Here is a 13,334-nt window from a genome sequence, read left to right as displayed (position 1 = left end):
CTCAGTTTCATTGATAAATCTTTTGACTATCATTTCACGAGTGCCCACACAGATTGCATGGTCAAATTGTTAAAGAACAATACTGATTGGTTAGCGGCTTAAGTTGCCGTGCTCCGTGTCAGTGAGGTGGCATTATAGAGACTTCGATCACGTTGGCAAGCGACTTTTTGAAAAAAAATCACCTTTCCACCCCAAGCGCGCAATTATTACCCAAAACACTTGTTTTCGGTGTAAATCACACCATATTTAGTCACTAAATAACAAACAAAACTAGGAAACCTCGCAATGCACTCACCATTACGCCCTTATAAAGGTATTTCGCCAACAATAGGTGAAGCCAGCTATATCGATCCTTCTGCTCTCTTAGTGGGTGATATCGAACTGGGTGACCACACCAGCATATGGCCGCTTGTCGCCGCAAGGGGAGATGTAAACCATATAAAGATAGGCGATCGCAGTAACGTGCAGGACGGAACAGTCCTCCATGTAACAAGAAAAACCACAACCAAACCAGCAGGACACCCCTTACTCATCGGTAATGATGTCACCATAGGCCATAAGGCCATGCTTCACGGTTGCAATGTGGGTGATCGGGTTCTGGTTGGAATGGGCGCTATTATCCTGGACGGCGCAATCGTCGGAAGTGATGTGATTATTGGGGCAGGTTGCTTGGTACCGCCAGGGAAAAAGCTCGAAAGCGGCTTTCTTTATATCGGAAGCCCGGCAAAACAAGCACGGCCACTGAATGACAATGAACGTGCCTTTTTACTCACTTCAGCTGAAAATTACGTCAGATTGAAGAATGACTACCTTTCAAACGCCGAAAATAACTAATTAATGACGATTTCACCGTCATCATTAAAAGACTCATCTTCGATCAGTGCTTCCGCCAGCTCCTCCAAGTCAAATCGGTGGGCACTGAACGTAGCCAGAATATCAGACTCATTCTCTAGCTGCAGGCTTGCTCGCTGCTGAAGCCAATCAAGGCTAACCCAACAAGTGATCAGGGCACCTGCCTGTTGAGCAGGAAAACTGACCGCTTGCTGTTTTTGATCCCAACTTTGAATATCAGGAAATAGGATATCTTGGTTCATTTACCACTCGTATTATTGTTGTAGCAACCGACGAAGCTCACGCAGTACCTGCTTGGCTCCCGGGCGAATACCACGCCACAGCATAAAACTCTCAGCAGCTTGGCCCACCAGCATGCCCAAGCCATCAAGCGTTTTACCTGCACCATTGTCAATTGACCATTGGTTAAATGCCGTTACCTGTGCACTGTACACCATATCGTAGCAAGTCATTTCTCGCTTAATGATAGTGGTTGGCAGGGCAGGGAGCTGCCCACTCAACCCAGCAGATGTGGAATTGATGATAATATCGAATTCCGGCTTGGCTAATTCTTCCATCGCAATATGGGTAACCGGTCCATGGGCCGAAAAGAGAGTCGCTAATTGTTCAGCTTTCGCTTCGGTTCGATTGGTCACGACTACCTGCTGTGGGTTTTGTGCCAACAAAGGCTGCAACACGCCGCGGGCAGCACCGCCAGCCCCCACGAGTAAAACCCGCTTACCCTTAAGCTCAACCTGATTCTGCAACAAGTCTTGTACCAGCCCTTCGCCATCGGTGTTGTCGCCGACAATTTCACCATCATCAAGCTTTTTCAGGGTATTAACAGCCCCGGCTAATTGTGCTCGCTCGGTAAGTCGGGTAGCGAACGCAAAGGCATCTTCCTTAAACGGCGCCGTTACATTGCACCCTCGACCACCACTGTTAAAAAAAGCCGTTGCGGCAGCAACAAAGCCATCAGGCTCTGGTTGCTGCGATTCATAAGTCATCTCTTGCCCAGTTTGGCGCGCAAATAAGGTATGAATGAAAGGCGACTTGCTCTGGCTAATTGGGTTGCCAAAGACCAAATACTTATCCATGCAGAAAATCCGTGTATTTAAAGCTAGCAGAGGATGAAGCGCCACGGCAGCAAATGCCGGCTCGCACCTATCCCGCCATCAAATTCAAAAGTTATCACCACTCACGCGGTGTAAGGTATTTATCGTATAACTCTGCTTCGGCAGTACCTGGTTCAGGGGTATAGCTATACTCCCAGCGTGCCAATGGTGGCATCGACATCAAGATTGACTCGGTTCGGCCGCCGCTCTGCAGCCCGAACAACGTACCACGATCGTAAACCAAGTTGAACTCAACATAACGACCCCGACGGTAGAGTTGAAACTGGCGCTCGCGATCCCCGTAAGGTGTCGCTTGTCGCTTTTCGACAATCGGCAAGTAAGCATCCAGGTAACCGTTCCCCACAGCCTGCATATAAGCAAAGCTCTTTTCAAAACCCCACTGATTCAGGTCATCAAAGAACAAACCACCCACACCTCGCGTTTCCTGGCGGTGCGGCAAATAAAAGTACTTGTCGCACCAAGTCTTGTGCTCAGGATAAACCTCATCGCCAAAAGGTTGGCACAGTGATTTCGCCGTATCATGCCAATGCTGGCAATCTTCCTCGAAAGGGTAGAATGGGGTTAAGTCAAAGCCGCCACCAAACCACCAAACAGGCTGCTCACCTTCTTTCTCGGCAATAAAAAAACGCACATTGGCATGGGAAGTTGGGATATAGGGGTTACGTGGGTGGATCACTAAAGATACGCCCATTGCCTCAAAACTGCGCCCGGCCAATTCAGGTCGATGGGCCGTGGCTGAAGCCGGCATCTTTGTACCAAAGACGTGAGAGAAGTTAACCCCGGCCTGCTCGAACACATGGCCATCGCGCAACACTCGGCTTCGGCCGCCGCCACCTAACTCTCGCTCCCATTCATCCTGCTCGAAACTTGCTTGGCCATCCTGAGCTTCGATGGCTTGGCAGATCCTGTCTTGTAGATCCAATAAGAAGGCTTTTACTGCCTCTTTACTTACATCCTGCATAGTTGATCATCCTTGTCGGAATATATTGCCCGTAATTGCGTCGCGGATCTCTGATGGGTTAACACGGCCACCAGTTTCACCTTGCAGTATGGCAGCAAGCTGATCGCCTAACTGCTGCTCAACATCCGCCACATTTCGGCCTGGCTCTTGCCCGGTCAAATTGGCACTGGTCGACGTCAAAGGCTTACCAAATGCTTGGCATAATACCTGCACCTGGGGATGATCCGTTACTCGCACAGCGATAGTATCAAATTGCCCCGTCAGATAACGTGGAACCCCAGGCTTAGTTGGCATCACCCAGGTTACCGGCCCCGGCCAAGATGAGAAAATACGCTGCTTTTGCTCATCCGTAAGTTGGCTGTCATCGATATACGGTAATAGCTGCTCATAGTTGGCTGCGATCAAAATCAGGCCTTTTTCGATAGGGCGCTGCTTGATTGCCAATAGCTTGTGCACGGCAGACTCGCTATCAGGATCGCATCCCACACCGAATACTGCTTCGGTCGGATAGGCAATGACTTCCCCTTGCTGCAAGGCATCAACAACTTGGTTTAGGTTCTCCACGTCATCCTCTTTCTTTTTTTAGGCTAATTTGTAACTTTCTTTTTACCTATCTTACCGACTCCATTACCACAACTCCATGTTCCCCGGCGATTGTTTTAATTTCACCGACGCAAACGTTTTCCTTCACAAAAAATCCCCGTATAATGCCGCCCAGAATGCATTATTAACCTTCACAGTGTAGTTATCCTAAGGAGATCGGGATGAAAGTTGGAATCATCATGGGCTCTAAGTCTGATTGGCCGACCATGCAACATGCAGCCGAGATGCTAGACCGCTTCAATATTGCTTATGAAACCAAAGTTGTTTCAGCACACCGTACTCCTCACCTGCTAGCCGAATATGCAGAGCAAGCCCATGACCGTGGCATCAAAGTGATCATTGCCGGTGCCGGTGGTGCCGCCCACCTGCCTGGCATGACTGCCGCCTTTACCAGCCTACCAGTACTCGGCGTACCCGTGCAGTCACGCGCCCTGAAAGGCATGGACTCTCTGCTGTCTATTGTCCAAATGCCTAAAGGCGTAGCAGTCGGGACCTTAGCGATTGGGGATGCTGGTGCTGCCAATGCCGGCCTGCTAGCCGCGCAGATTATTGGTACCCAAGATAGCAGCGTTATGGCCGCTGTTGACGCTTTCCGCAAAGAACAAACTGACACCGTGCTTAGCAATCCAAACCCGGCTGAGGACGCATAATGAAAGTCTTGGTTCTTGGTGCCGGCCAACTGGCCCGCATGATGTCATTGGCAGGTGCGCCGCTTAATATTGAGGTTTTTGCCTATGATGTGGGTACTGGCAATGTGGTCCACCCGCTGACCCATCACCTGATGCTAAAAGGGCTCGATACCGCGATCACCTATGCCGATGTGATCACCGCTGAGTTCGAGCACATCCCACATGAAATTCTTGATATCTGCGAAGCTAGCGGCAAATTCCGCCCAACTGCTGATGCGATCAAGGCAGGTGGCGATCGCCGACTGGAAAAGGCACTGCTGGATAATGCCAACGTTGCCAATGCAAAATATGCCCTGGTAAACAGCCGCGAGGATCTGCAAGCGGCCATTGAGCATGTCGGCACCCCAATGGTATTGAAGAGTGCGCTGGGCGGCTACGACGGAAAAGGACAATGGCGCCTAAAACAAGTTGAGGATGCCGATCAGATCTGGAGCGAAATGGCGACCTTCTTGGCTGAAACGCCCAACCAAGCCATCGTTGCCGAGGAATTTGTTCCCTTCGACCGCGAAGTTTCGCTCGTTGGCGCCCGCGATGCACAGGGCAATATTGCTGTTTACCCGCTGGCAGAAAATACCCACACCGATGGCGTCTTGAGCCTATCTGTAGCCCTGGCCAATGATGATCAACTTCAGGCCCAAGCCGAGGGGATGTTCAAAGCACTGGCTAACTCAATGGACTACGTTGGGGTATTGGCCATTGAGTTCTTTGATGTAAAAGGCACGTTGTTGGTTAACGAAATCGCTCCGCGAGTGCATAACTCGGGCCATTGGACCCAACAGGGCGCCGATACCTGCCAGTTCGAAAACCACCTACGCGCGGTATGTGGGCTACCATTAGGCAGCACGGCGTTGGTACGCCCAACAGCAATGCTGAATATTCTGGGCGAAAGCAAACTACCACCATCGGTAATGGCAACACCGCAGTGCCATGTACATTGGTATGGCAAAGAAAAGCGCCCGGGCCGAAAAATGGGGCATATCAATGTCTGTACCGGTACGTCAGACGAGCTGCAATCGGTATTGAAGCAACTTGCCTCAGAGCTTGATCCCGTGGCATTTCCAGTACTGCAATAAACCGCTTGAGATAAAAAAATAGCCAGCACTAGATGCTGGCTATTTTTTTGCATTTATATTGGGTTGCCGCTTCGGGCATCACGCTCGCTACTCTTGATAGTGATGACATTTGCGATCTGCGCACTGTAGCTTAGTGCCACTTGCCAACTTTTTCTCTATTAGCAAACGAAAGCCGCACTGTTGGCAACTGCCCGCCACCGGCTTATTGTTTACCGCAAACCGGCATGATGGGTATTGATCGCAAGCGTAAAATACTTTGCCATAACGCGATTTTCGCTCAACCAGATGCCCCTTGCCGCAATCAGGGCAGGCAAGCTGGGTATTTTCCGCTTTTTTCTTTTCCGGCGACTCTATGTGCTGGCAGCCGGGGTAGCCACTGCAACCGATAAACATACCGTACCGGCCTTGGCGCAGCAACAGCTCTTCACCACAGTCCGGGCAAGGCTGACCAAGGTACTTCACGATATGGCCATCATTATGGTTCAAAGGCTTGATATAGTCGCAGTCAGGATAGCCCCCGCACCCCAAAAATGGGCCGCGCTTACTATTGCGGATCACCAGTTCAATGCCGCAATTGGGGCATGACTCTTGGTGCTCCAACGCATGCTCGTGGGCAGAGAAAAGTTGCTCGTTGATTTTACCAGACATACTGCTCGACTATCTTTTGTAGTTAACGCCTACCGTTAATGGATATACCCGTCTTCGATACCATAAAGTAGCTCTTCCATCTGGCTATAGGCGCTTTCGTTACCCGGAGCGTTGAATAGCACCATCAGGATAATCCACTTCAAGTCATCCAGAGAGAAATCAGCCGTTTCCAGCTCCATCACTCGGTCGATCACCATTTCACGGGTATCGGCACCAAGGACATGAATTTGCTCAAGGTAGGTCAAAAAGCCACGACAAGTAATATCAAGGCGCGACATCTCTTGCGAGGTATAAATACGCATCGATGTCACCGCGCTGGTGTTCATGTATGGCGTATCTTCAGTTTCTTGCAACGCGGCTAGCTTCTCAAGCCATGTCAGCGCCTTATAGATGTCGTCTTGGTGAAAGCCTGCCCGCAACAATTCTTCTGAAAGTTCGTCTTGGTCAACCATCAATTCAGCATCACTGTGAATATAGGTTTCAAACAGGTACATAAGAATATCCATCATAACTAGCCCCTCCTCGTTTTGATATAGCCACCGGGTACCGAAGTAACCGCCCCGAGCAACTCAAGTTCGAGTAACTGCATCATGATTTCATGAACGGGTTGCTTACAACGCTCAGCAACTACATCTACGGGTGTTGCCTCATTGCCTACGTTAGCCAACACCGCTGGAAATGGCAATTTTTCATTTTCAGGTTGTGGCAGCGGCAAGTCTATTTGATTATTTTTTACGCACTCGGTTAGCGCACCAACCTCCTCAAAGATATCGACCGGCGTTTCTACCAATTTAGCACCATTTTTTATCAGTGCATGACAGCCCCGGCTGCCGGGGTGATGGATAGAGCCGGGTAGGGCAAACACTTCCCGTCCTTGCTCAAGGGCATAACGGGCGGTGATCAGCGAACCACTTTTTTGTTCAGCCTCTATAACCAATACGCCAACCGACAGCCCGCTGATCACTCGGTTACGGCGAGGAAAGTTTTGCGGCCTTGGTGGCTCCGTTGGCCAAAACTCCGATACCAACGCCCCTTGTTCGCAAATCGACAGTGCCAATTCACGGTGCCGGGCAGGGTAAATTTTATCAAGCCCAGCTCCCAATACCGCCACCGTTGCCCCGCCACCTTTCAAGGCACCAGCATGTGCTTGGCCATCGATACCCAGCGCAAGCCCGCTGGTGACCACATAGTCAGCGGCAACCAATGAAGCCGCAAATTGGTAAGCCGATTCCCGCCCGTCGATACTGGCGTTGCGGCTACCTATCACCGCAATCTGGGGCTCGGACAACCAGCTGGGATTGCCGCGGACAAAGAGCACGGGGGGAGGGGAGGCGATCTCCTTTAGCAAACTGGGGTAGCTTGGGCTATCGAAAGTTAAAATAGACTGGTTGGGCTGCTCAGCCCATAACAAGGCTTGTTCTATCTTGGCCATCGGAGGGGAAGCCAAGCTTTTCGCTTGCTTGGCCGTCATCCCAATTTGCAGCAACTCCCTTTCCGGTAAGCTGCAAAGCTCTGCGGGGGCCACACGCTCAAGCAAACGCCGGATCCTGCTCCCGCCAAGGGACGGAACACTGGCTAGCTGCAGCCAAGCACGATGCTCAGTCATCTTGGGAAGGGGGCAAGGCAATCACACCGGGTGAAAATGGCTCTACTGCCTTTGTCACCACCGCCAGGCTGAAATGCTCATAGGGGCGAATAACCATGATTTCGCCTATCGCGATATCCCGCAAGGCATACGACACCTTATGACCGGACGCCCGATACTGATATTCACCTTTGCTACCCGACACCTTGGCACCGGCGCGGTAAAGCTGGAAGATATTGCCGGCGGCTATCCCATCTCGATGCCCCAGATCGACCACCACCACATCTTGGGTAGCAATATAGTTCATATGGCTAAGGTGGCCTAACACCCGGGCATGACTAGATGATGGCGGCAGGGAAGGACTGAAACTCATATCAAGCTGCTCGCTCGGCAACGGGGCAGGCAACAACACATCGTTTTGCCTGATCTCTTGCGAGAATACCAGCAGCTCAAGCGCACTTTGCCCGTCGGCATAGTCCGTCACCTTTCCCTTCGCGATCTCTTTCATTGCGACGACACGTGCCACCTCACGATCACCAATATCACGCTGGAACGATTGATCCGGCCGGTATATCCACCACTCCTCGCCGGGCTCCAACTCGGTATCCACCCACAAGGTATCGCCTTGCGCCAAATACCCCTTGGCACGGCTATCACCAATGACATAGGGGAGGCGTGCCAAGCTTTCCGGGGTTAACAGCTTGTCTTGAGCAAGGTAGGGAAGCATCAAGGTTGATTGGATGGTCGTCACCGGGGACCGGACCACCCGAACGGTTGGCGATAGCTTAATGGTTCTCTTCACTTGCAGTTGTGGTTGGCCATCAACCCAAACCAAGTGGATTTGATCGCCGGGGTAGATTAGGTGGGGGTTTTCAATGCTCGGATTCTGCTGCCAAAGCTGCGGCCACAACCACGGGCTTGATAAAAAGTGTGCCGAGATATCCCAAAGGGTATCGCCTTTCTTTACCACATATACCGAGGGTGCCCCAGGGTTCACTGGCAGCGACTGACCAACCGCCAGGCCAACCATTCCGAGATAAGCGACAACCAACAGCCAAATCCGCAGGCGCATGTTCCTTCCCTGAAACCACATCAACAATGGGATCAGGCTGTCATTGCCAACCCCCGCTGTCTAGCGCAAGCCAAGAGCAAAAACCAAGTTTTCGGCTGATCTCTCCTTTCGCAGAAAGTTGTTACATCCGTCGTAGCCCAACCTCGGCTACCCGCCCCGCGGCCGGCCAACTCAAGCTGAGTTGCCGGCCTATGTGAACGGGTACTGTTATTTGATTGCTAAAATGACTAGAATTAGAGCAACTAAGTGACCCCTGTTATCGGTACTGTCTTTAAAAAAGAGAAACTATGTCTGTATTGCAAGTATTAACATTCCCTGACGAGCGCCTACGCACCGTTGCCAAACCCGTTGAAGCCGTAACTCCCGAAATCCAAAAGATTGTCGATGACATGCTTGAAACCATGTATGACGAAGAAGGTATCGGCCTGGCGGCAACGCAAGTGGATATCCACCAGCGTATCGTGGTGATCGATCTGTCGGAAGAGCGCAATGAGCCGATGGTACTGATCAATCCGGAGATCACTGAAAAGCGTGGCGAAGACGGCATTGAAGAAGGCTGCCTATCGGTACCGGGTGCACGTGCATTGGTTAACCGTGCCGCTGAAGTATCGGTAAAAGCCCTGGATCGTGACGGCAACGAGTATAGCTTCGAGGCCGATGACCTACTTGCAATTTGCGTTCAGCACGAGCTTGACCACTTGGAAGGCAAGCTATTTGTCGACTACCTGTCGCCGCTGAAGCGCAAGCGCATTCAAGACAAGTTGGCCAAGATCAAACGCTACAACGAAAAACACGCGAATAAAGCCTAATTCGCCCACCTAATTTTAAGGACGCTACCTTGAGCAAACCTTTGAAAATTGTTTTTGCTGGTACGCCAGACTTCGCCGCCCGTCACCTGGCGGCGTTGTTGTCTTCGCAGCATGACATTATCGCCGTTTATACCCAACCGGATCGCCCAGCTGGCCGCGGCAAGAAACTCACCGCCAGCCCGGTTAAGAACATCGCCCTTGAGCACGATATTCCGGTTTACCAACCAGAAAACTTCAAGTCAGACGAAGCCAAGCAAGCGCTTGCCGACCTGGATGCTGACATCATGGTGGTTGTCGCCTACGGCTTGCTATTGCCTCAGCCAGTGTTGGATACTCCGAAACTGGGCTGCATCAACGTGCATGGCTCTATCCTGCCACGCTGGCGTGGCGCGGCACCGATCCAACGCTCTATCTGGGCAGGCGACGCCGAAACCGGTGTCACCATCATGCAGATGGACATTGGCCTCGACACCGGCGACATGCTGAAAATTGCCACACTGCCCATCGAAGCGACCGACACCAGTGCCACCATGTACGAGAAGCTGGCCAACCTTGGCCCGGATGCTTTGATTGATTGTTTGGCGGATATCGCCAACGGCACTGCGGTAGCGACCAAGCAAGACGACGAGCAAGCCAACTACGCCAAAAAGCTAAGCAAAGAAGAAGCAAAAATCGATTGGACCATGGATGCCGACGCCATCGAGCGCTGTATCCGTGCCTTCAACCCATGGCCGATGAGCTACTTCACTGTCGCCGAGCAAAACGTCAAGGTATGGCGGGCCGAGGTTGAAGCCGACACCCAAGGCAAAGCACCGGGCACTATCCTATCTGCAGACAAGCAGGGTATTGTCGTGGCCACCGGCAAGGGGGCGCTTCGCCTGCTTGAAATTCAGCCTCCGGGTAAAAAAGCCATGCAGGCTCAAGATTTACTCAACTCGCGCCGCGAGTGGTTTGAGCCCGGCACTGTACTGTAAGCACCACCAAGGCCAGTGCTTGCACTGGCCTTGTTATTTTTACTACCGGAAATCTATCCCGAGCCAATGTCGCCCATTGGGTAGTACCGGAACATCAGGAAAACCGCATGAATGTAAGAGCCGCTGCGGCCAAAGTTGTCTACCAAGTCGTTGATCAAGGCCAGTCGCTATCCAACGCCTTGCCGGCTGCGCAACAAGACATCAAAGAGCGTGACCACGCCCTGCTTCAAGAAATTTGCTACGGTGTGTTACGCTGGCTACCCCGCCTTGAGTCAATCACCAACCAGTTGATGGATAAGCCTCTAAAGGGTAAACAGCGTGTTTTCCACCACCTGATCCTGGTTGGCTTATACCAACTGGGCTACATGCGCATTCCAGCCCATGCCGCTGTGGCGGAAACGGTCAATGCCACCAAGAACCTGAAAAAGCCCCAGCTACGCGGCCTGATCAATGCCATTTTGCGCAACTACCAACGCCAGCAGCAAACACTCGACCAGCAGGCGATCAGCCATGATGCCGGCCGTTACGGCCACCCGAGCTGGCTGCTGAAGCTATTGAAAAATAGCTACCCGGCGCAATTGGAATCGGTTGTCGACGCCAACAATACCAAGGCGCCGATGTGGCTGCGCGTCAACCGCCAACACCACGACCGCGATGCGTACCGTGCCTTACTGACCGCCGAAGGTATCGAAACCGATATCCACCCGGAGGCGCCTGACGCATTGAAACTGCATAAACCTTGCGATGTCACCAAGCTACCGGGCTTTGGCGATGGCTGGGTATCGGTACAAGATGCCGCAGCCCAACTGTCGGTTGAATACCTCCAGCCCCAAGCCGGCGAGCTGATCTTGGACTGCTGCGCAGCACCTGGCGGCAAGACCGCCCACATCATGGAGCGCCAGCCGGATACCAAGGTGGTCGCCATTGATTGTGACGACACCCGCCTAAAGCGTGTTTATGACAACCTGCAGCGCCTGAACCTGGATGCCCAGGTGTTATGTGCCGATGCCCGCTACCCGGAGCAATGGTGGCAGGGTGACAAGTTCGACCGCATCCTATTGGATGCCCCTTGTTCGGCAACCGGGGTGATCCGCCGCCATCCCGATATCAAATGGCTACGCCGCGCCGAAGATATCGATGCGCTGGCACAACTGCAGTCGGAAATCGTCGATGCAATGTGGCAGCAGTTGAAACCGGGCGGTACCTTGGTTTATGCAACCTGCTCAATCACGCCTCAGGAGAACCGCGACCAGGTTAAGGCTTTCCTGGCACGTACCGCCGACGCCGTGCTTATCGGTAGCGAGCATGACAACCCAGGCCGTCAAATATTGCCGGGCGAGCATGATATGGATGGTTTTTACTACGCAGTTGTAAAAAAATCCGTATAAAATAGAGAAAAGCGATAAGCGGAACTTGGTTACCAAGTTCCGCTTTTTCGTCGCTGTAAGCGGGGAAAATCACTGACTTCTCCCAGAGCTGAAAACTAAGTTATTCTAAATGGGTGGCGTTCTGAATGATCCTTGCCCAGAAGCGTAGTAACCTACAACGATTCAATTAATCAGGCACATGCTATGAAAATTATCATTCTCGGTGCTGGTCAGGTCGGCGGTACCCTTGCCGAAAACCTGGTTGGCGAGAACAACGATATTACTATCGTCGATAAGGACCCAGAGCGGTTACGCGAATTACAAGACAAATACGACCTACGGGTTGTCCAGGGCTTTGCCAGCCACCCGCGCACCTTGCGCGAAGCCGGCGCGCAAGATGCCGACATGCTGGTATCGGTGACCAACTCCGATGAAACCAACATGATCGCCTGCCAGATAGCCTTCACCCTGTTCAACACCCCGAACCGGGTAGCGCGTATACGCTCGCCGGAATACCTCAAGGAAAAAGAGTCCCTGTTCCAGTCCGATGCTGTGCCGGTTGATCACCTTATTGCCCCGGAAGAACTGGTAACCGGCTATATCGAGCGCCTGGTCGAATACCCTGGTGCCCTGCAGGTGGTCGGTTTCGCCGAAGACAAGGTTGGCCTTGTTGCGGTTAAGGCCTACTACGGCGGCCCGCTGGTGGGTAACGCACTATCCGCCTTGCGCGAGCACATGCCCCATATCGATACCCGGGTAGCGGCTATCTTCCGCCAGGGCCGCCCGATCCGCCCGCGCGGCACCACGATTATCGAAGCCGACGACGAAGTCTTCTTCGTGGCCGCCAGCAACCATATCCGCTCGGTAATGAGTGAATTGCAGCGCCTGGAGAAACCCTACAAACGCCTGATGATTGTCGGCGGCGGTAATATCGGGGCTGGCCTCGCCCGACGCCTAGAGCAAAACTACAGCGTCAAGCTGATCGAACGTAATCCGGAGCGGGCGGAGAACCTGTCGGAGATGCTGGAGAACACCATCGTGTTCTGCGGCGATGCCTCGGATCAGGAGTTGTTGAGCGAAGAGCACATCGAGCAGATCGACGTCTTCATCGCCGTGACCAACGACGATGAAGCCAATATCATGTCTGCCATGCTGGCCAAGCGTATGGGTGCCAAGAAAGTGATGGTGCTGATCCAGCGCGGGGCATACGTGGACTTGGTACAGGGCGGGACTATCGATATTGCGATCTCCCCGCAACAAGCCACTATCTCGGCCCTGCTGACCCACGTCCGCAAGGCCGATATCGTTAACGTTTCCTCGCTCCGCCGCGGTGCCGCGGAAGCCATCGAGGCGATAGCCCACGGCGACGCCAGCACCTCAAAGGTTGTCGGCAAGGCCGTTGGCGACATCAAGCTACCGCCAGGTACGACCATCGGTGCCGTTGTCCGCGGCGACGAAGTATTGATCGCCCACGACCGTACCGTCATCGAGCAGAATGACCACGTGGTCATGTTCCTGGTCGACAAGAAGTATATCCCAGACGTTGAACGCCTGTTCCAACCAAGCCCGTTCTTCCTGTAATTCCT

The 13,334-nt window shown here is 52.6% G+C and carries 15 protein-coding genes; 7 read left to right on the top strand and 8 right to left on the bottom strand.

Translation table 11 applies throughout. From position 1 onward, the window contains the following. Window positions 1-285: 285 nt before the first annotated feature. Window positions 286-834, top strand: coding sequence for a gamma carbonic anhydrase family protein (locus C9I98_RS24150; RefSeq protein ID WP_036820720.1), 549 nt, complete (start codon window positions 286-288; stop codon window positions 832-834). On the opposite strand, the gene C9I98_RS24145 is transcribed toward C9I98_RS24150, so the two are convergent. The 4 genes from C9I98_RS24145 to tsaC all read right to left on the bottom strand — a co-directional run bounded on the left by C9I98_RS24145 (window position 831) and on the right by tsaC (window position 3,492). Beyond that, complete coding sequence (locus tag C9I98_RS24145; RefSeq protein WP_036820716.1) at window positions 831-1,094, bottom strand: DUF1488 family protein; 264 nt, start codon at window positions 1,092-1,094, stop codon at window positions 831-833. The genes C9I98_RS24150 and C9I98_RS24145 overlap by 4 nt on opposite strands. A 12-nt stretch (window positions 1,095-1,106) precedes the next feature. Next, the gene (gene aroE, locus C9I98_RS24140) at window positions 1,107-1,928 is read right to left on the bottom strand and encodes a shikimate dehydrogenase (RefSeq protein WP_036820713.1); all 822 of its coding nucleotides are present in this window, start codon (window positions 1,926-1,928) and stop codon (window positions 1,107-1,109) included. 94 nt (window positions 1,929-2,022) lie between these two features. Next, on the bottom strand, window positions 2,023-2,928 hold the full coding sequence (gene hemF, locus C9I98_RS24135; protein WP_036820710.1) for an oxygen-dependent coproporphyrinogen oxidase: 906 nt from the start codon (window positions 2,926-2,928) through the stop codon (window positions 2,023-2,025). 6 nt (window positions 2,929-2,934) lie between these two features. Then, window positions 2,935-3,492: an L-threonylcarbamoyladenylate synthase type 1 TsaC gene (gene tsaC / locus C9I98_RS24130; RefSeq protein ID WP_107272571.1), complete on the bottom strand. Its 558-nt coding sequence runs from the start codon at window positions 3,490-3,492 to the stop codon at window positions 2,935-2,937. A 200-nt stretch (window positions 3,493-3,692) separates the two neighbouring features. Here tsaC and purE point away from each other — a divergent pair, with 200 nt between their 5' ends. Both purE and C9I98_RS24120 read left to right on the top strand, forming a co-directional pair. Further along, window positions 3,693-4,181, top strand: a complete 489-nt coding sequence (gene purE, locus C9I98_RS24125) for a 5-(carboxyamino)imidazole ribonucleotide mutase (RefSeq protein ID WP_036826629.1) — start codon at window positions 3,693-3,695, stop codon at window positions 4,179-4,181. Further along, complete coding sequence (locus C9I98_RS24120; protein ID WP_036826632.1) at window positions 4,181-5,293, top strand: 5-(carboxyamino)imidazole ribonucleotide synthase; 1,113 nt, start codon at window positions 4,181-4,183, stop codon at window positions 5,291-5,293. The genes purE and C9I98_RS24120 overlap by 1 nt, the downstream gene beginning before the upstream one ends. A gap of 87 nt (window positions 5,294-5,380) precedes the next feature. Here the strand turns inward: C9I98_RS24120 and C9I98_RS24115 are convergent, their stop codons facing one another. The 4 genes from C9I98_RS24115 to C9I98_RS24100 are packed head-to-tail and all read right to left on the bottom strand — an operon-like array spanning window position 5,381 to window position 8,598. After that, window positions 5,381-5,941, bottom strand: a complete 561-nt coding sequence (locus C9I98_RS24115) for a DNA topoisomerase family protein (RefSeq protein ID WP_036826636.1) — start codon at window positions 5,939-5,941, stop codon at window positions 5,381-5,383. 35 nt (window positions 5,942-5,976) lie between these two features. Beyond that, a complete protein-coding gene (locus tag C9I98_RS24110; RefSeq protein WP_036826639.1) occupies window positions 5,977-6,450 on the bottom strand; it encodes a DUF494 family protein in 474 nt (157 codons plus the stop codon). Window positions 6,451-6,452: 2 nt separating this feature from the next. Then, window positions 6,453-7,547, bottom strand: coding sequence for a DNA-processing protein DprA (dprA, locus tag C9I98_RS24105; RefSeq protein ID WP_107272570.1), 1,095 nt, complete (start codon window positions 7,545-7,547; stop codon window positions 6,453-6,455). Further along, window positions 7,540-8,598, bottom strand: coding sequence for a LysM peptidoglycan-binding domain-containing protein (locus C9I98_RS24100; RefSeq protein ID WP_036820437.1), 1,059 nt, complete (start codon window positions 8,596-8,598; stop codon window positions 7,540-7,542). Before C9I98_RS24100 ends, dprA begins: the two co-directional genes overlap by 8 nt. Before the next feature lie 287 nt (window positions 8,599-8,885). Here C9I98_RS24100 and def point away from each other — a divergent pair, with 287 nt between their 5' ends. The 4 genes from def to trkA all read left to right on the top strand — a co-directional run bounded on the left by def (window position 8,886) and on the right by trkA (window position 13,329). Beyond that, window positions 8,886-9,407 (top strand): peptide deformylase, encoded by a 522-nt coding sequence (gene def, locus C9I98_RS24095; RefSeq protein ID WP_036820434.1) that lies wholly within the window; start codon window positions 8,886-8,888, stop codon window positions 9,405-9,407. Window positions 9,408-9,436: 29 nt separating this feature from the next. Further along, window positions 9,437-10,381, top strand: coding sequence for a methionyl-tRNA formyltransferase (gene fmt / locus C9I98_RS24090; protein ID WP_107272568.1), 945 nt, complete (start codon window positions 9,437-9,439; stop codon window positions 10,379-10,381). A gap of 107 nt (window positions 10,382-10,488) precedes the next feature. Further along, a complete protein-coding gene (gene rsmB, locus C9I98_RS24085) occupies window positions 10,489-11,769 on the top strand; it encodes a 16S rRNA (cytosine(967)-C(5))-methyltransferase RsmB (protein WP_036822825.1) in 1,281 nt (426 codons plus the stop codon). Window positions 11,770-11,934: 165 nt separating this feature from the next. Next, on the top strand, window positions 11,935-13,329 hold the full coding sequence (gene trkA / locus C9I98_RS24080) for a Trk system potassium transporter TrkA (RefSeq protein ID WP_338049211.1): 1,395 nt from the start codon (window positions 11,935-11,937) through the stop codon (window positions 13,327-13,329). The last annotated feature ends 5 nt before the right edge of the window (window positions 13,330-13,334 follow it).

Source organism: Photobacterium sanctipauli, assembly GCF_003026495.1.
Classification (GTDB): domain Bacteria; phylum Pseudomonadota; class Gammaproteobacteria; order Enterobacterales; family Vibrionaceae; genus Photobacterium; species Photobacterium sanctipauli.
This window is presented reverse-complemented; position numbering and strand designations above follow the sequence as displayed.